The following is an 18693-nucleotide window of genomic DNA, read 5'->3' as shown; positions in this document are numbered from 1 at the left end:
AGCGATCGGCCCCTGCCGCGCACAGGCCACGTGAGGGGGACGGTTTCAGGAGGCGGGCGGCGCGGCCCCGACCAGCCACATCGAGAAGAACTGGGATCCACCGCCGTAGGCGTGGCCGAGCACCCGGCGAGCCCCGTCCACCTGGTGTTCTCCGGCCTGCCCGCGTACCTGGAGGGCCGCTTCGGCGAAGCGGATCATGCCGGAGGCGCCGATCGGGTTGGTGGAGAGGACCCCGCCCGACATGTTGACGGGCAGGTCGCCCTCCAGTTCGGTCACCCCCGCCTCGGTGAGCTTCCACCCCTCGCCCTCGTCGGCGAAACCGAGGTTCTCCAGCCACATGGGCTCGTACCAGGAGAACGGCACGTACATCTCGACGGCGTCGATGTCGCGGCGGGGGTCCGCGACGCCCGCCTGCCGGTACACGTCCGCCGCGCAGTCCTTGCCGGCCTGCGGGGACACGCAGTCCTTGCCCGCGAAGAGCGTCGGTTCGCTGCGCATCGCGCCGCCGTGCATCCAGGCGGGCGGGCGGGGTGAACGGGCCGCGCCCGCACGGTCGGTGAGGACCATCGCGCAGGCTCCGTCGGAGGAGGGGCAGGTCTCCGAGTAGCGGATCGGGTCCCACAGCATGGGTGAGGCCTGGACCTTCTCCAGGGTGATGTCGTGCTCGTGCAGGTGCGCGTACGGGTTCTTCAGCGCGTTGCGCCGGTCCTTGTAGGCGACGAGGGAGCCGACGGTGTCGGGGGCTCCGGTGCGCCGCATGTAGGCGCGCACGTGCGGCGCGAAGAAGCCGCCGGCGCCGGCGAGGAGCGGCTGCTGGAAGGGGACGGGCAGGGACAGGCCCCACATGGCGTTGGACTCGGACTGTTTTTCGAAGGCCAGGGTGAGGACCGTTCCGTGGACGCGGGCGGCGACGAGGTTGGCGGCGACGAGGGCCGTCGACCCGCCGACGGAGCCCGCCGTGTGCACCCGGAGCATCGGTTTGCCGACCGCGCCGAGCGCGTCGGCGAGGTACAGCTCGGGCATCATGACGCCCTCGAAGAAGTCGGGGGCCTTGCCGATGACGACGGCGTCGATGTCGGCCCACGTCAACTCGGCGTCCCGCAGAGCCCGTTGTGCTGCCTCGCGGACGAGTCCGGCGATGGACACGTCCCGCCGGGCCGCCACGTGCTTGGTCTGGCCGATGCCTACGACGGCCACGGGCTCCTTGCTCATCGGGCATCCCCTTCGAGTACGGCGACCAGGTTCTGTTGGAGGCAGGGACCCGAGGTGGCGTGGGCGAGCGCCCGGTCGGACTCCCCGCGATGGACGCGCGCGGCGGCCTCGCCGATGCGGATGAGCCCGGCCGCCATGACCGGGTTGGCGGCGAGCGCGCCGCCCGACGGATTGACCCGCACGCTGTCGTCGAGCCGCAGCGCCTTGCGCAGGACCACTTCCTGGGAGGTGAAGGGGGCGTGCAACTCGGCGGTGTCGACGGGGCGTTCGAACGCTCCGGCCCTTTCGGCGGCCAGTCTCGTGGACGGCGAGTCGGTCAGGTCGCGTACACCGAGGGAGTGCGCCTCGATGCGGTGGTCGATGCCCCGGATCCAGGCGGGCCGCTCGCACAGCTCGCGGGCCCGGTCGCCGGCGGCGAGGATCACGGCGGCGGCGCCGTCGCCGATGGGCGGGCAGTCGCCGGTGCGCAGCGGCCGCACGAGGTAGTCGCCCTGCGGCACCGGACCCCGAAGCTGGGCATGGGAGTTGGCGGTGGCGGAGGCCCGGCTCCGGGCGGCGACCGAGGCGAGCGCGAGTTCGTCGGTCTCGCCCGCGTCGATGAGCGCCCGCGCCTGCAGCGCGGCCAGGGCGACCGAGTCGGGCCACAGCGGGGCCATGTAGTAGGGGTCCAACTGCCGGGTCAGGACGTCGCGTACGGATCCGGGCGACGATTTGCCGTACGCGTACACGAGCGCGGTGTCGGCGTCGCCGGTCAGCAGTTTGGTCCACGCCTCGTACAGCGCCCACGCGCCGTCCATCTCGACGTGCGACTCGGAGATCGGCGGCCAGGCGCCCACACCGTCGAGCGCCATGGTGAAGGAGAAGGCGCGGCCGGCGAGATAGTCCGAGGAGCCGGAGCAGGTGAAGCCGATGTCTCCGGTCTGCAGGCCCGTCCGGTCGAGGACCTCGTGCAGGACCGGGAGGAGCATCTCGACCTCGGAGAGCTCGTCGGAGGTGCGCCGGTGGTCGGTCTGCCCGAAGGCGACGACGGCGATGTCCCTGAGGGGCCGCATCTACAGCATCTCCTTGTACGTCTCGTAGTCCGCGTCCGGTTCCCCGGTGGGCCGGTAGTGGTCGGGGTAGCGGCCGCCCTCGGACCACACCGGCTCAACCCGCAGGCCCATCCGGACCTCGTCGTAGGGGATGCCGCCGATCCGGCCGTGCAGCGCGAGGCCCGCGCCGTCGAGGGCGATGTGGGCGTAGACGTACGGGACTTCGATGTCGAGGTTCTTCGCCTTGATGTTGACGATGCAGTACGTGGTGACGGTGCCGCGCGGGCCGACCTCGACCGGTTCGGAGGTGGCCACCCCGCAGGTGGGGCACGCGCCCCTGGACGGGACGTACACCTTGCGGCAGGAGGGACAGCGTTCGCCGACGGTCCGCCGCTCGGAGAGGCTCGCGATGTAGGCGGACTGGGCGCGCCCCGGCGAGTAGACGTAGTCGAGCCGGGCGGGGGCGACGATGCCGGTCACCATGTCGTCGAACCGGCCGTCGTGTCCCGTCGGCCGGCCGCCCGCCGCGCCGTCGAACGGCTCGAAGCAGGCGATGTCCGTGATCGCGCCGGAGCGTTCGGGTGCCCAGCGGATCCGGACGCGCATCCCGGTGCGTACGGCGTCGGGGCCCGGGGCGTCGAGGGCGTGCAGCAGGGCGGTGTCGGCGCCGTCGAGTCGCACCAGGACCCAGGCGAAGGGCGTGTCCAGGGGCTGGCCGCGGCGGGGCTCGTGGTTCCAGGCCCAGGTGGTGACGGTGCCGGTGGGGGCCACCTCGACGAGGTCGCGGATCTCCTCGGCGGTGACGGGGTCGTACTCGACGGGCGGGACGAGGGTGCGGCCGTCGGCGGCGCGCACACCGAGGACGACCCCTTCGCGCAGGCCCGTGAGGAAGGCGCTCTGCACGGGCCCGAGCGAGCGGGTGAAGGGGAACTCGACGACGAGGGGGGCTTTGAGGACTTCGGGCATCCCGGATCTCTCCTTCCAACGGCCGGACGCGCCCCGTCCGCGGGACGGGTCGAACGCGTGCGGGGCCGGGCTTGCGGGTCAGGCGCGCCGGTAGACGGGCGGGCGCTTCTCGGCGAACGCCCGGGAGCCCTCCTTGGCGTCGTCGGTGTCGAAGACGGGCCAGCCGCGCCGCAGTTCGGCGGCGAGTCCGTCGGTCTCGGTCAGCTCGGCGGTCTCGTACACGGACGCCTTGACCGCCTCGACCGCGAGCGGGCCGCAGGCATTGACCTGTTCGGCGAGGGCGAGGGCCTTGTCGAGCGCGGCGCCGTCGGGCACGACGTGGCCGATCAGTCCGATGCCCGCGGCCTCCTCGGCGGTGTACGGGCGTCCCGTGAGGAGCATTTCGAGGGCGTGGGTGCGCGGGATCTGGCGTTGCAGCCGGACCGTCGAGCCGCCGATCGGGAAGAGTCCGCGCCTGACCTCGAACAGCCCGAAGGTCGCGGAGGCGCCCGCGACCCGGATGTCGGTGCCCTGGAGGATCTCGGTGCCGCCCGCGACGCAGTACCCCTCGACGGCGGCGATCACCGGTTTGCGCGGGCGGTGGTGGCGCAGCATGGCCTTCCAGTGCAGATCGGGGTCGGCCTTGAGCCGGTCCCGGTACTGCTCGCCCTCCATCCCCTTGCCGGCCAGCGCCTTGAGGTCCATCCCGGCGCAGAAGGCGCCACCGGCGCCGGTGAGCACGATCGAGCGGATCGCGTCGTCCGCGTCGGCCTCGACCCAGCCGTCGTACAGACCGACCAGCATCGGCAGCGAGAGCGCGTTCCTGGCCTCGGGCCTGTTGAGCGTGAGCACCAGTGTGGCGCCTTCGCGCCGCACGGTGAGGTGTTCCGTCCCACCCATTGCGGTCCTCCCGTCTCGGATGCCAGAACAGGTTGCAGGAGGCGTCGAGCCAGTACAAGGGTTTTCTGACAGACAGTCAGATTTCTTCTGCCGGAGCCCTTCCCAGTTGGGTCGGGCTTTGCTCTGATGACCGTCGGGCCCGGGGTGGACACGCCCCGGGGGCGCCCGGCCACGGACGTACACGGTCACGGTCAGGAGGAACGGTGGAGTACAACCTTGCCGACCTGTTCGAGTCGGTCGTCGACGTGGTCCCGGACCGCGAGGCGCTCGTGTACATCGATCAACCGGGTACGGGCGCGGAGCGCCGCCTGACGTACGCGCAGCTCGACGCGGCCGCGAACCGCGTCGCACACCATCTGGTCGACAGCGGGATCCGCCCCGGTGAGCACCTCGGCCTCCACCTCTACAACGGCGTCGAGTACCTCCAGACGGTGCTGGCCTGCCTGAAGGCGCGCATCGTCCCGGTCAACGTCAACTACCGATACGTAGAAGATGAGTTGGCCTACCTCTATCAGGACGCCGACCTGGCCGCGCTGGTCTTCGACGCGGAGTTCGACGAACGGGTGGCGGCGGCACGGCCACGCGCCCCGCGGCTGCGGCATCTCGTCCGGGTGGGCGGGCCGGCGCCCCGAGCGGGCACGGCGGATGCGGCGGATGCGGCGGATGCGGCGAGCGTCGTGGACGCGGTCGACTTCTCCGACGCCGAGGCCGCCGGGTCACCCGGGCGCGGCTTCCCCCCGCGTTCCGCGGACGACCAGTTCATCATCTACACCGGTGGCACGACGGGGATGCCCAAGGGCGTGATGTGGCGGCAGGAGGACCTCTTCTTCGCCGGTCTCGGCGGGGGCGCCCCGACCGGCGATCCGGTCGCGAAGCCCGAGGAGCTCGCCGAGCGCGTCGCGGCGGGCGGCGCCGGGATCACCTTCTTCCCCACTCCCCCGCTGATGCACGGCACCTCGACGCTCACCGCCTTCATCGCCTTCAACTTCGGCCAACGCGTCGTGCTCCACCGCAAGTTCGTGCCCGAGGAGGTCCTGCGGACGATCGAGACGGAGAGGGTGACCAGCGTGTCGCTGGTCGGCGACGCGATGCTGCGGCCCCTCGTCGACGCACTGAACGGCCCTTTGAAGGGCACGGACTGCTCCGCCCTGTTCAGCGTGTCCTCGTCCGGCGCGATCATGTCGGACACCGTGCGCGAACAGTTCCAGGCGCTCGTCCCGAACGTGATGCTGCTCAACAACTTCGGCTCCTCGGAGTCCGGCTTCAACGGGACCGCGACGGCCGACTCCGGCCCCGAGCGCGGCTTCCGCATCCGTGTCAACGCCCGTACGCAGGTGGTGGATCCGGTGACGTACGAGCCGGTCGCGGTCGGCGAGCCCGGACGGGTCGCGCAGCGCGGCCATGTACCCCTCGGCTACTACAACGACCCCAAGAAGACCGCCGAGACGTTCTTCCGCAAGGGCGACGAGCGCTGGGTGCTCCTCGGCGACATGGCCACGGTCGACGAGGAGGGCATCGTCATCGTCCTCGGCCGGGGCTCGCAGTGCATCAACACCGGTGGCGAGAAGGTCTATCCCGAGGAGGTCGAACAGGCCCTCAAGGCGCATCCGGACGTGTACGACGCCCTGGTCGCCGGAGTGCCCGACCCGAAGTGGGGCAATCAGGTGGCGGCGGTCGTCCAACTCCGGGAGGGCGCGCCGATGCCGTCCCTCGCCGACATCCAGACGCACTGCCGCGCCCGCCTGGCGGGCTACAAGATCCCGCGCCGGCTGGTGATAACCGAAGCCATCCGGCGTTCCCCGAGCGGCAAGGCCGACTACCGGTGGGCTCGGGAGGTGGCGGCGGAGCGGTAGGCCCCGGCGGTGTCATCCGGGTGATCCTGGCGACGTACTCTGTGCGCGGTCGTTCTCCGCCGTTGAACCGGAGGTGACGGCCGACCGTATGGGGGGTGACGGAAATGCCTCCGTCGCGCCAGTACCGGGTTTCGCACGGAAGGACCTTCGGGTGTCGCACCACACGCCTCCTCGCCAACTGCCGGAGACAGAAGCCGAGGCGGGTCCGGACCCGGACGCGACGGTGGCCGAGGACAGTCGGGGGGACTCCGGGACGGCCGAACCGACCGGGGCGACCGCGAGCCCCGCGCCGGAAGACCGGGCGGAGGAGCCGGCCGGCGACGAGGAACGCCGCGGGACCGCCGTCCCGCAAGCCGCCGCCGCCGAACCCACCACGCACCCGGCCGACGACGAGGTCACCACCTCCCACCCGGCCGACGACGAAGCCACCGTGCCGTCCCCCCGCGACGGAACCACCGTCCCGCACGCCGCCGTCCATGACGAGCCCACCGGCTCGCAGGCCACCACCGACGACGACAGCACCGTCCCGCACCCCACTGCCGGGGACGGCTCCTCCGTCCCGCAACCCACCACGCACGACGAGGCCACCGTCCCGCACTCCACCGACGACGAGTCCGCCCCCGAGGCCGACGACCGGCTTCCGTCGGAGCCCGCGACCCCGGACGAGACCGTGAGCCCGGACGAGGCCGTGAGCCCGGACGAGGCCGAGCGCGCCGCGAACGCCGTCACCGCCCGCCCCGGTTGGTTCGGCTGGCGCCGCCGGTTCCCCCGGGCCGCACGTGTCGTGGGGGTGGCCACGAGCGTCCTGGCCGGTGCGCTGGTGCTGACCGTCCTCCTCGTGCCCAACCGCCTCGACTGGATGAGCGTCCGGGCGTTCCTTCGCCTCCCGGTCGAGGCGGTCTTCGTCACGGCCGTCCTGCTCGTCCTGCCGACGAAGGCGCGGCGGATCACCGCCGGAGTCCTGGGGGTGGTCCTCGGACTGTCCGGCATCCTGAAGTGCCTCGACATGGGCTTCCGCGAGACCCTGGCCCGGCCGTTCGACCTGGTCTTCGACTGGGTCCTGCTGAGCGACGGGGCGGACTGGGTCAAGGACTCGTTCGGGCGCTCGGGCGAGGTGTTCGCGGTGGTCGGGATCATCGTCCTGGTCATCGCCGTACTCGCGTTGAGCGTGCTCGCGATGATGCGGCTGGCGAATGTGCTGGCCCGGCACCGGACCGGGGCCGTTCGCTCCACCCTCGTCCTCGGCGTCGCCTGGATCATCTGCTTCACCCTGGGCGTGCAGACCGGCGGAGTCACGATCGCCAGCAAGGGCTACGCCCAGTACCTCTCCAACCGGGTGCAGTACGTTCGCGACGGCCTCGGTGACGCCGACGTCTACAAGAAGCAGATGGCCGTCGACGCCTTCGCCCACACCCCGTCCGACCAGCTGCTGACCGGGCTGCGCGGCAAGGACGTGATGCTCACGTTCATCGAGAGCTACGGCCGGGTGGCCATCGACGATCCGGTGATGGGACCGGAGGTCGACGCGACGCTCAAGGCGGGCGACGCCAGGCTCAAGGCGGCCGGTTTCTCGGCGCGCAGCGGCTGGCTCAGGTCGCCCGTGACTGGCGCCGGGAGCTGGCTCGCCCATTCGACGTTCCTGTCCGGCACGTGGGTCAAGAACCAGCAGCGGTACCGGTCCCTGACCACCAGCAAGCGCGCGACCCTCACCAGCTACTTCCAGAAGACCGGCGCCTGGCGCACGGTCGGCATCGTCCCGGGCGTGCGCCTGGCCTGGCCCGAGGGCAAGTACTTCGGCCTCGACCACATCTACGACTCGACACACCTCGGTTATCAGGGCCCGTACTTCAGCTGGACGCCGGTGCCGGACCAGTTCAGCCTGGAGTCCTTCCAGAAGCTGGAGCACGGCAAGAAGAACCGCGGCCCGATCATGGCGGAGATCATCCTCGCCTCCAGCCACAACCCCTGGTCCCCGATCGCCCACACGATCGACTGGAAGGACCTCGGGGACGGCAAGGTCTTCTACAAGATCAAGAAAGAGGGCACGAACCCCACGGAGGTCTGGAAGAGCTCGAAGCGTGTGCGGACCGAGTACCGCAAGGCCATCCAGTACTCCCTGGACAGCCTGACCCAGTGGGTCCAGCGCTACGGCGACGACAACACCGTCCTCGTCTTCCTCGGCGACCACCAGCCCGTCCCGACGGTCACCGGTGGAACCTCCGACAAGGACGTGCCGGTCACCATCGTCGCCCGTGACCCCAAGGTGCTGGACCGCGTCTCCGACTGGGGCTGGTCCGACGGGCTCAAGCCCGCGGACAACGCGCCGGTGTGGGGGATGGACAAGTTCCGCGACCGCTTCATGACGGCGTACGGCCCGCAGCCGGGCGAGGCGGCCGCGACCGCCTCGCACTGACGGTCCCCCGGCCGAACGGGCGCCCTCCCCGCGCACGCGGGGAGCCCCGCCCGAGCGGCGAACATCCTGGTCCGGATTCGGCGGGCCCGCAGCCTCCCCGGCTGCGGGCCCGCCGTGCTGTGTCGGGCGCGGATCAGTCCGAGGGCCGCGGATCCGCAGGACCGAGCCCATTGACCCGCGAGGTTCACGAATCTAATCTGAGTTCTCATACATAGACGACGTCTGCATATAGGGATGAGACTCATGGCAGGGTTCAGCGGGGATCCGGAGGGCGTGGCCCAACGGCTGCGCGACGGCATGACGAGCGGGGTCCTGTCCTTCCCGCTCACGAGCTTCACGGAGGCCGGCGACCTCGATGTGGAGTCCTACCGGACTTACCTGGCCGCCCAGTTGGCCACGGCGCCGGGCGCGGTGTTCCCCGCCTGCGGAACCGGGGAGTTCAGCGCGCTGGACGAGGACGAGTACCGCGCGGTCGTCACCGCGACGGTCGAGATCGCCGACGGCCGGCTGCCGGTGATCGCGGGCGTCGGCTACGGATGGGCGCAGGCGCTGCGGTTCGCCCGGATCGCGGAGGAGGCCGGCGCGGACGCCCTCCTCGCGCTGCCCCACTATCTCGTCGAGGCCCCCGAGGCCGGCCTGGTCGAGCAGGTGCGCCGGATCGCCGCCGGTACGCGGCTGCCGCTCATCGCCTACCAGCGCGGCCCGGTCACGTTCACTCCCGAGGGGCTGCGCGCCATCGCGGCGATCCCCACGGTCATCGGGCTGAAGGACGGACACAGCGACCTCGACCGGCTCCAGCGCCTCACGCTCGCCGCACCCGACGGCTTCCTCTTCTTCAACGGAGCCGCCACCGCCGAGATCCAGGCCCGCGCGTACGCCACCGTGGGCGTCCCCGCCTACTCGTCGGCCGTCCACGCCTTCGCTCCCGAGATCGCCGGCGCGTTCTTCACCGCCCTGCGCACGGGCGACGAGGCGACCATGACCAAGCTGCTGCGCGACTTCTACGTCCCGTTCGTGGAACTCCGCGACAAGGTGCCCGGGTACGGCGTCTCGCTGGTCAAGGCCGCGGCCCGGCTGCGGGGCCTTCCCGTCGGCCCGGTGCGCGCGCCGCTCACCGACCCCGGTCCGGCCGATCTCGCCGCGCTGGAGCGGGTCCTCGACACCGGGCTGGCTCTGGCCGGAGGCACGCGCCGGCCCGCCTGAGGCGCGCGGGGGACGGACCGACGCGGCCCGGGGCGGGCCATCCCCCTCCCCCGGCCCGTCGCCGCCATCCTGTGATCACCGGTCCCGGTCACCCTCGTACACAAGGATTTTGATGATGAGTCAGCAACCGACGATCACCGAGTTCTCCGTCTACCCCGTCGCGGGACGGGACTGCATGGAGCTGAACCTGTCGGGCGCCCACGGCCCCTACTTCACCCGCAACGTCGTCGTCCTGAAGGACTCCGAGGGGCGGACCGGACTCGGCGAGGTGCCCGGCGGGGAGAAGATCACCCGGACGCTGCGCGACGCGCAGTCCCTGGTCCTCGGCACGAAGCTGGGCGACCACCAGCGCGTCCTGCGCGAGATCGGGGACCGCTTCCGTGACCGCGACGCCGGCGGCCGCGGCGCCCAGACCTTCGATCTGCGCACGGCCGTCCACGCCGTCACCGCCGTCGAGTCGGCCCTGCTCGACCTGCTCGGCCAGCACCTCGACGTGCCGGTCGCCGCCCTCCTCGGCGACGGGCAGCAACGCGACCGCGTGCGGGTGCTCGGCTATCTCTTCTACGTCGGCGACCCGGACCGCACGGATCTGGCGTACGTCCGCGAGAGCGACTCGGACGTGGACTGGTACCGCCTGCGGCACGAGGAGGCCCTCACGCCGGACGCGATCGTCCGGCAGGCCGAGGCCGCCCACGCGCTGTACGGCTTCCGGGACTTCAAGCTCAAGGGCGGTGTCCTGGAGGGCGCCGAGGAGGTCCGGGCCGTCCGGGCGCTGAAGGACCGCTTCCCCGAGGCCCGGATCACCCTCGACCCCAATGGCGCCTGGTCGCTGCGCGAGGCGATCGGACTGTGCGAGCCCCTGGTGGGCACGCTCGCCTACGCCGAGGACCCCTGCGGCGCCGAGGACGGCTACTCGGGGCGGGAGATCCTGGCCGAGTTCCGCCGGGCGACGGGGCTGCCGACGGCCACCAACATGATCGCCACGGACTGGCGGCAGCTCACCCACGCCCTGGCGCTCCAGTCGGTCTCCATCCCGCTGGCCGACCCGCACTTCTGGACCATGCGGGGCTCGGTCCGGGTGGCCCAGCTCTGCAACGCCATGGGCCTGACCTGGGGCTGCCACTCGAACAACCACTTCGACATCTCGCTCGCCATGGTCACGCACTGCGGGGCCGCGGCGCCGGGCGCGTACAACGCCCTCGACACCCACTGGATCTGGCAGGAGGGGCTGGAGCGGCTCACGGTCGCCCCGCCGCGCATCGTCGACGGCGAGATCGCGCTGCCGGACGCCCCCGGTCTGGGCGTCCAGCTCGACATGGACCGGCTGCTGGCGGCCCACGAGCTGTACCTGAAGGAGGCGCTCGGCGCCCGCGACGACGCCGTCGGGATGCGCTTCCTCGTCCCCGGGTGGGAGTTCGACGCCAAGCGGCCCGCCCTGGTGCGCTGACCACCGCATCACACGCACACAAAAAAGCGCGCCCGGACCCCTTGCACGGACGCGGGACACCTGAATTACTGATCCGGAACAGCACGACCGAATGATCGGTCGTCCGGAATGGCATGGTTGGCGAGGGAGTGGGCGCGATGGCGGGCTCGGCGGACGCGATGGACCTGCTCGACGCGGGTGAGCGGCTCGACGCGGAAGGGCTGCGGGCGCTCCAGCTGGAGCGGCTGCGCGCCTCGCTGCGGCACGCGTACGAGAACGTCCCCTTCTACCGGGAGTCCTTCGACAAGGCGGGGCTCCGCCCGGACGACTGCCGCTCACTCGCCGACCTGGCACGGTTCCCCTTCACGGTGAAGGCCGATCTGCGCGAGAACTACCCGTACGGGATGTTCGCCGTGCCGCAGGAGCGGATCAGGCGCATCCACGCGTCGAGCGGGACGACCGGGCGGCCCACGGTCGTCGGCTACACGGAGAACGATCTGTCCATGTGGGCCGACATGGTGGCCCGTTCGATCCGCGCGGCGGGCGGCCGTCCCGGCGACAAGGTCCATATCGCCTACGGCTACGGGCTGTTCACGGGCGGGCTCGGCGCCCACTACGGCGCGGAACGGCTCGGCTGTACGGTGATCCCCGCGTCCGGCGGCATGACGGCCCGTCAAGTGCAGCTGATCCAGGACCTGAAGCCCGAGATCATCATGGTGACACCGTCGTACATGCTGACCCTGCTCGACGAGTTCGAGCGGCAGGGCGTGGACCCGCGCGGCACCTCGCTGCGGGTCGGGGTGTTCGGGGCCGAGCCGTGGACCGAGGAGATGCGCCGCGAGATCGAGGAGCGGTTCGCGATCGACGCGGTGGACATCTACGGCCTCTCGGAGGTCATCGGCCCGGGGGTCGCCCAGGAGTGCGTGGAGACCAAGGACGGTCTGCACATCTGGGAGGACCACTTCTACCCCGAGGTCGTCGACCCGATCACCGGCGAGGTGCTGCCGGACGGCGAGGAGGGTGAGCTGGTGTTCACCTCCCTCACCAAGGAGGCCATGCCCGTGATCCGTTACCGGACACGGGACCTGACGCGTCTGCTGCCCGGCACGGCGCGGGTCTTCCGCCGGATGGAGAAGATCACCGGGCGCAGTGACGACATGGTGATCCTGCGGGGGGTCAACCTCTTCCCGACGCAGATCGAGGAGATCGTGCTGCGGACCCCGGGAGTAGCCCCGCACTTCCAGCTCCGGCTGACCCGCGAGGGCCGCCTCGACGCCCTCACCGTACGGGCCGAGGCCCGGTCCGGCGCGACACCCGGGACACGCGAGGCGGCGGCTCGGGCGATCACCGCGGGTATCAAGGACGGGATCGGCGTCTCGGTCACCGTCGAGATCGTCGAACCGGAGTCCCTGGAACGGTCGGTGGGCAAGCTGAAGCGGATCGTGGACCTGCGTCCGCGCGCCTGACCGGCCGCGGACAGGGCCGCGGGGGCTCCTGACACCCCCCGCGGCCCTGTCCGCTACGCCTGGCCGAACCGGTCCCGCAGTTCCCGCTTGAGGATCTTTCCACTGGCGTTGCGGGGCAGTTCGTCCACGAACAGGACGCGCTTGGGCGCCTTGAAGTGGGCGAGCTTCTCCCGTGCGTGCGCGATCAGTTCGTCCTCGGTGACCTCGCCCCGGGTGACGACGACCGCGGTGACGGCCTCGATCCAGCGCTCGTCGGGGAGCCCGACGACGGCCACCTCGGCGACCTGTTCGTGGGTGTACAACGCGTCCTCGACCTGCCGTGAAGCGACCAGTACACCACCGGAGTTGATGACGTCCTTCACACGGTCCACGACCGTGAAGTACCCGTGCGCGTCGCGCACCGCGAGGTCTCCCGAGTGGAACCAGCCGTCACGGAAGGCCTCGGCCGTCTCCTCGGGCTTGTCCCAGTAGCCCTCGCACAACTGCGGTGAGCGGTAGACGACTTCGCCCGCGGTCCCGTCCGGCACGTCCTTGCCGTCCTCGTCCACCACGCGTGCGTCCACGAACAGCACCGGGCGTCCGCACGAGTCCATCCGGCCCTTGTGCTCGTCGGGACCGAGTACGGTCGCCAGCGGGCCGATCTCGCTCTGGCCGAAGCAGTTGTAGAAGGCCAGCTTCGGCAGCCGTTCGCGCAGCCGCTCCAGCACGGGGACCGGCATGATCGACGCCCCGTAGTACGCCTTGCGCAGCCCGCTCAGGTCCCGGTCGGCGAAGTCGGGACGGTTGGACAGGCCGATCCACACCGTGGGCGGGGCGAACAGGCTGTCCGCGCGACCGGCCTCGATCAGGTCGAAGATCTGTCCGCCGTCCGGCGCGTCGAGGATGGTGTTCGAGGCGCCGACCGCGAGATAGGGCAGCAGGAACACGTGCATCTGCGCCGAGTGGTAGAGCGGCAGCGAATGCACCGGCAGGTCCCCGGCGCTCAGATCGAGAGCGGTGATCGCGCTCAGGTACTCGTGCACCAGGGCGCGGTGCGTCATCATCGCGCCCTTGGGAAGCGCGGTGGTGCCCGAGGTGTAGAGCAACTGCACGAGTGTGTCGGCGCGCGGCTCGTCACCGTCGTACGGGAGTGCCGTCTCCAGCCGCGCGAGGAACGAGTCGTCGGTGTCGCGCAGCGGCAGGGTCCGTACCCCGTCCGGGAGCCGGCCGGCGAGGTCGGGGTCGGCCAGGACCAGGGTGCTTCCCGACTGGCCGACGATGTAGGCGAGGTCGTCGCCCGTCAGGTTCTGGTTCACCGGCACATGGACGAGTCCCGCGCGGGCGCAGGCGAGGAAGCCGATCAGGTAGGCGTCCGAGTTGTGGCCGTAGGCGCCCACGCGGTCCCCGGGGACGAGCCCCTCGCCGAGGAGGACGGTGGCCGCGCGGGAGACTGCCTCGTCGAGTTCCGCGTACGTCCAGGAGCGATCCCGGTAGTCGACGGCGCGCCGCGCCGGTGTGCGCCGGGCACTGCGGCGCAGCACCCCGTCGACGGTACTGCCGTGTCCAGGCTTCATGACATGTGATCCTCGATCCACGGAAGGCCGAGGTCAAGTGAGGTGGCGCGGCACGAGAGCCCCGGAAGGCGAAGCGCGTCACATCGCCCGGTCGCGGCCCTCCCAGTACGGGTCGCGCAGCCGTCGCTTGTACAGCTTCCCGTTGGGATCGCGGGGCATGGCCGCGATGAAGTCGACGCTCTTGGGCCGCTTGTAGCCGGCGAGTTGCCGCTCGCAGTGGCCGAGGATGTCGGCGGCGAGCGCCGGACCCGATTCGTGGCCGGGGGCTGCCTCGACCACCGCCTTTACCTCCTCGCCCCACTCGTCGTGCGGGATGCCGAAGGCGGCCGCGTCGGCGACGGCGGGGTGGGACAGCAGCACCGCCTCGATCTCGGCCGGGTAGATGTTGACCCCGCCCGAGATGATCATGTCGATCTTGCGGTCGCGGAGGAAGAGGTAGCCGTCCTCGTCGAGGCAGCCCAGGTCACCGACGGTGAAGAATTCGCCGATGCGGTTCTTCCGGGTCTTGGTCTCGTCCTTGTGGTAGGAGAATCCGCCGGTGCTCATCTTCATGTAGACGGTGCCGAGTTCACCGGCCGGCAGCCGGTTGCCGTCGTCGTCGAAGACGGCCAGTTCGCTGATGGGCCACGCCTTGCCGACGGTGCCGGGCTTCTTCAGCCAGTCCTCGGCGGTCGCGAAGGCTCCGCCGCCCTCGCTGGCCGCGTAGTACTCCTCCACGCACTCGCCCCACCACGCGATCATGGCCCGCTTCACATGGTCGGGGCACGGGGCGGCGCCGTGGATGGCGTGCCGCATGGAGGTGACGTCGTAGCGGGCCTTCACCTCGTCGGGGAGGGCGAGCAGCCGGTGGAACTGGGTCGGCACCATATGGGTGTGGGTGCACCTGTGTGCGTCGATGACACGCAACATCTCCTCGGGCGTCCACTTGTCCATGAGCACCAGCCGATGGCCGATGTGCAGGGACGCGCCCGCGAACTGGAGTACCGCGGTGTGGTAGAGGGGCGAGCAGACGAGGTGGACGTTGCCGTCGAACGGCTTGATGCCGAAGATGCCGAGGAAGCCGCCGAGGTACGACTCCTCGGGGAGCTTGCCGGGCAGCGGGCGCCGGATGCCGCGCGGGCGGCCCGTGGTGCCCGAGGTGTAGTTCATGACCCAGCCGAGGGTGCGGTCGGCGGGCGCCGACCCGGGCTGCCCTTCGAGGAGTTCGGCGTAGGGCCGGAAGCCCTCGATCTCCCCGACGGCGTACCGATGCGCCGCGGGCAGCTTCGCCTCGTCGGCGGCGTGCCGGGCGGCGTCGGCGAACCGCTCGTGGGCGATGAGGACCTTGGCTCCGGAGTCGGAGACGATCCAGGCGATCTCGGGGCCGACGAAGTGGTGGTTGACGGGGACGAGATAGAGACCGGCCTGCGAGGCGGCGAGGTAGGAGACGAGGAGTTCGACGCCGTTGGGCAGCACGACCGCGAAGGAGTCGCCGCGCCGCAGACCGGCGGCGCGCAGTCCGTGGACGAGCCCGTTGGCGGCGGCGTGCAGGCGTCCCGCGGTCCATTCCTCGCCGGTGGGGGTGACGAGGACGACACGCTCGGGGTCGGCGGCGGCCTGGGCCCAGAAGCCGTTCGGTGCCGTGCTCATGCCTGTTCCCCCCTGCCCGCGATGCGGTTGACGCGGTCGACGGCGCGCTCGAAGCCCCGGGTCAGGTCGTCGAAGACCTCCTGGACCGAGCGTTCGCTGTTCATCCGGCCGACGATCTGCCCGACCGGTGTGCCGAGCAGCGGCTCCACCTCGTACTTCTGGATACGGGAGACGGCGTCGGCGACGAGCAGGCCCTGGAGCGGCATGGGCAGGGTGCCGGGGCCGTTCGGGTCGTCCCACGCGTCGGTCCACTCGGTGCGCAGCTGGCGCGCGGGCTTGCCGGTCAGAGCGCGCGAGCGGACGGTGTCGCCGGAGCCGGCGGCGAGCAGTTTCCGGGTGACGGCGGGCGAGTGCATGTCGGCCTCGGTGACGGTCAGCCAGACCGACCCGAGCCACACCCCCTGGGCGCCGAGGCTCAGGGCGGCGGCCACCTGCTGTCCGCTGCCGATGCCGCCCGCCGCGAGGACGGGCAACGGGCCCACGGCGTCGACGACTTCGGGCGTGAGGACCATCGAGGCGATCTCCCCGGTGTGCCCGCCCGCCTCGTAGCCCTGCGCGACGACGACGTCGATGCCCGCCTCGGCGTGCTTGCGCGCGTGCCGGGCGCTGCCCGCGAGGGCGGCGACGAGCACACCCTGGGCGTGGGCGCGTTCGACGACGTCGGCGGGCGGTGAGCCCAGCGCGTTGGCGAGCAGCTTGATCGGATAGTCGAAGGCGACGTCGAGCTGGCCGCGGGCGACCTGCTCCATCCAGCCGGTGATGCGCCAGCCGGACGCCTCGCCCTCGTCGAGTTCGGGGACGCCGTACTTGGCGAGGGTGTCCTTGACGTACTGCCGGTGCCCCTCGGGGATCATCGCCTCGACGTCGGCCTCGCTGACGCCCTCGACCTTCTTCGCGGGCATGACGACGTCCAGGCCGTAGGGCATGCCGTCGACGTTCGCCTCGATCCAGTCGAGGTCGCGTTCGAGGTCGGCGGGGGCGGTGTAGCGGACCGCGCCGAGCACACCGAATCCGCCCGCGCGGCTGATGGCCGCGGCGACGGCGGGAAACGGCGTGAAGCCGAAGATGGCGTGCTCGACTCCCAGTTCCTTGCTCAGCTCCGTCTGCATGGGCGCAGGATGCCGCAGACCTCCGGACGAGGGAAGGCCTTTTCTGATACTCCGTCAGATCACTTGCCCCTGGCGGGGAGGCTCTCCGCGGCTTCGGCTTCGGCTTCGGCTTCGGCTTCGGCTCAGCCTCCCTGGCCCAGGGACTCCAGTACGGCCTTCGCCGCGTTGTGGCCCGGCACTCCGCTCACACCGCCGCCTCGTACGGCGCCCGCCCCGCACAGCATCACGTTCGCGTGCCGGGTCTCCACACCCCAGCGACCGGTGCCCTCCTGTGCGTACGGGAAGGCGAGATCACGGTGGAAGATGTTGCCGCGGGGAAGCCGCAGGTCTCGTTCCAGGTCGAGCGGTGTCTTCGCCTCGATGCAGGGCCGCCCGTCCGCGTCGGTGGCCAGACAGTCGGCGAGCGGCTCGGCGAGGTGCGCGTCGAGCTGGGCCAGCGTCGACTTCAGCAGTTCGTCCCGTACGGCGTCGTTGTCCCGCTCGAAGAGCCGGGCGGGCGTGTGGAGGCCGAAGAGCGTGAGGGTCTGATAGCCCTGCTCGACGAGTTCCCGCCCGAGGATGCTGGGGTCGGTGAGCGAGTGGCAGTAGATCTCGGAGGGCGGCGCGGCGGGCAGCTCACCGGCCGCGGCCTGGGCGTGGGCGGTCGCCAACTGCTCGTAGCCCTCGGCGATGTGGAAGGTCCCGGAGAACGCCTCGCGCGGGTCGACGGAGGTGTCACGGAGCCTCGGCAGCCGCTTGAGCAGCATGTTCACCTTGAGCTGTGCCCCCTCGGCGGGAGTGGGCGGCTCGTCCCCGGTGAGGTGCGCGAGCTCCTGCGGCGAGGCGTTCACCAGGACATGGCGGGCGGCGACGACGCCCTCGCCGTCGGCGTTCCGGTAGGTGATCTCGGCGGACTCGCCGTCCGTGTCGATCCGCAGCACCTCATGACCGGTGGCGATCACGGCGCCCGCGGCGCGTGCCGCGCCGGTGATCGCGTCGGTGAGGGCGCCCATCCCTCCGACGGGCACGTCCCAGGCTCCGGTGCCGCCGCCGATCACGTGGTAGAGGAAACAGCGGTTCTGCCGCAGCGACGGATCGTGGGCGTCGGCGAAGGTGCCGATGAGCGCGTCGGTGAGGACGACACCGCGGACGAGGTCGTCGGTGAAGTACTCCTCGACGGCCGCGCCGACGGGCTCCTCGAAGAGGATGCGCCAGGCCTCCCCGTCGTCGACGCGGGCCCTCAACTCCTCGCGGGTGGGCAGCGGTTCGGTGAGCGTCGGGAACACACTCCGGGCGACCCTGCCGGTCATCGCGTAGAAGCGCTGCCACGACTCGTACTCGCGCTCCGATCCCGTCAGCTTGGCGAACGCCTCGCGGGTGCGCCGCTCGCCGCCGCCGACGAGCAGTCCGGTGTGCCGCCCGTCCCGCTCGACGGGCGTGTACGAGGAGACCGTACGGCCACGGACCCGGAAGTCGAGCCCCAGGTCGCGCACGATCTTCCGGGGCAGCAGACTCACCAGGTACGAGTAGCGCGACAGCCTCGCGTCGACTCCGGTGAACGGCCGGGTGGACACGGCGGCACCGCCGGTGCTCCCCAGGCGCTCCAGCACGAGCACGGACCGCCCGGCCCGCGCCAGGTAGGCGGCGGCGACCAGTCCGTTGTGGCCTCCGCCGACGATCACGGCGTCATATCCCTCGTGTACAGGCATGGTTCTTCGTAGCACGTGATGATCTACGTCGGCCAGGGGTGCGCGGCAAGCGGCGGGCATCCGTACGAGCGGACGCGGACGCCTCGGCCGCCGGGCCGCCGCCCGCCCACACACGGAGTCGACCGCCCCCGGGCCCGGGGGCGCCCGGCCGCGCGGTCGGCCCAGGTACAGGGCTGCCTCGACCACAGAGCCGATCCGGCCGCGCGGCGCCCCGGCCGCAGCGCCGACCCGGCCGCGGAGCTGCCCTGCCCGCCGGGCCACGCGG

At 71.4% G+C, this 18693-nt stretch carries 13 protein-coding genes; 5 read left to right on the top strand and 8 right to left on the bottom strand.

The window, feature by feature from the left end; all coding sequences use genetic code 11:
* Window positions 1–45: 45 nt before the first annotated feature.
* The 4 genes from OHT01_RS35695 to OHT01_RS35680 form a co-directional block, all read right to left on the bottom strand.
* The gene (locus OHT01_RS35695; protein ID WP_328557243.1) at window positions 46–1212 is read right to left on the bottom strand and encodes a thiolase domain-containing protein; all 1167 of its coding nucleotides are present in this window, start codon (window positions 1210–1212) and stop codon (window positions 46–48) included.
* A complete protein-coding gene (locus OHT01_RS35690; RefSeq protein ID WP_328557242.1) occupies window positions 1209–2264 on the bottom strand; it encodes a thiolase domain-containing protein in 1056 nt (351 codons plus the stop codon). Before OHT01_RS35690 ends, OHT01_RS35695 begins: the two co-directional genes overlap by 4 nt.
* Window positions 2265–3209, bottom strand: coding sequence for a Zn-ribbon domain-containing OB-fold protein (locus OHT01_RS35685; protein ID WP_328557241.1), 945 nt, complete (start codon window positions 3207–3209; stop codon window positions 2265–2267).
* Between the two features lie 78 nt (window positions 3210–3287).
* Entirely contained in the window at window positions 3288–4088 is an 801-nt protein-coding gene (locus tag OHT01_RS35680) for a crotonase/enoyl-CoA hydratase family protein (protein WP_328557240.1), read from the bottom strand.
* Between the two features lie 203 nt (window positions 4089–4291).
* Here OHT01_RS35680 and OHT01_RS35675 point away from each other — a divergent pair, with 203 nt between their 5' ends.
* The 5 genes from OHT01_RS35675 (at window position 4292) to paaK (ending at window position 12449) form a co-directional block, all read left to right on the top strand.
* On the top strand, window positions 4292–5941 hold the full coding sequence (locus OHT01_RS35675) for an acyl-CoA synthetase (RefSeq protein WP_328557239.1): 1650 nt from the start codon (window positions 4292–4294) through the stop codon (window positions 5939–5941).
* 151 nt (window positions 5942–6092) lie between these two features.
* Window positions 6093–8354, top strand: coding sequence for a sulfatase (locus OHT01_RS35670; protein WP_443043488.1), 2262 nt, complete (start codon window positions 6093–6095; stop codon window positions 8352–8354).
* A 243-nt stretch (window positions 8355–8597) separates the two neighbouring features.
* Complete coding sequence (locus tag OHT01_RS35665; protein ID WP_328557238.1) at window positions 8598–9557, top strand: 5-dehydro-4-deoxyglucarate dehydratase; 960 nt, start codon at window positions 8598–8600, stop codon at window positions 9555–9557.
* Between the two features lie 115 nt (window positions 9558–9672).
* Window positions 9673–11004, top strand: a complete 1332-nt coding sequence (locus OHT01_RS35660; protein ID WP_328558379.1) for an enolase C-terminal domain-like protein — start codon at window positions 9673–9675, stop codon at window positions 11002–11004.
* Window positions 11005–11117: 113 nt separating this feature from the next.
* Window positions 11118–12449 carry a phenylacetate--CoA ligase PaaK gene (gene paaK / locus OHT01_RS35655; protein WP_328557237.1) on the top strand — a complete coding sequence of 444 codons (1332 nt, stop codon included), beginning with the start codon at window positions 11118–11120 and terminating at the stop codon, window positions 12447–12449.
* 53 nt (window positions 12450–12502) lie between these two features.
* On the opposite strand, the gene OHT01_RS35650 is transcribed toward paaK, so the two are convergent.
* From OHT01_RS35650 to OHT01_RS35635, 4 genes are all read right to left on the bottom strand, one after another.
* A complete protein-coding gene (locus tag OHT01_RS35650) occupies window positions 12503–14002 on the bottom strand; it encodes an acyl-CoA synthetase (protein ID WP_328557236.1) in 1500 nt (499 codons plus the stop codon).
* A gap of 78 nt (window positions 14003–14080) precedes the next feature.
* A complete protein-coding gene (locus OHT01_RS35645; RefSeq protein ID WP_328557235.1) occupies window positions 14081–15631 on the bottom strand; it encodes an acyl-CoA synthetase in 1551 nt (516 codons plus the stop codon).
* Window positions 15628–16740, bottom strand: a complete 1113-nt coding sequence (locus OHT01_RS35640; protein ID WP_328557234.1) for an NAD(P)H-dependent flavin oxidoreductase — start codon at window positions 16738–16740, stop codon at window positions 15628–15630. Before OHT01_RS35640 ends, OHT01_RS35645 begins: the two co-directional genes overlap by 4 nt.
* Window positions 16741–16862: 122 nt before the next feature.
* Window positions 16863–18428, bottom strand: a complete 1566-nt coding sequence (locus OHT01_RS35635; protein ID WP_328557233.1) for a phytoene desaturase family protein — start codon at window positions 18426–18428, stop codon at window positions 16863–16865.
* Between the last annotated feature and the right edge of the window lie 265 nt (window positions 18429–18693).

This window comes from Streptomyces sp. NBC_00358, from assembly GCF_036099295.1.
In the GTDB taxonomy this organism is placed as follows: domain Bacteria; phylum Actinomycetota; class Actinomycetes; order Streptomycetales; family Streptomycetaceae; genus Streptomyces.
The sequence above is the reverse complement of the archived record's forward strand: the minus strand, read 5'-3'. Positions and strand labels throughout refer to the sequence as shown.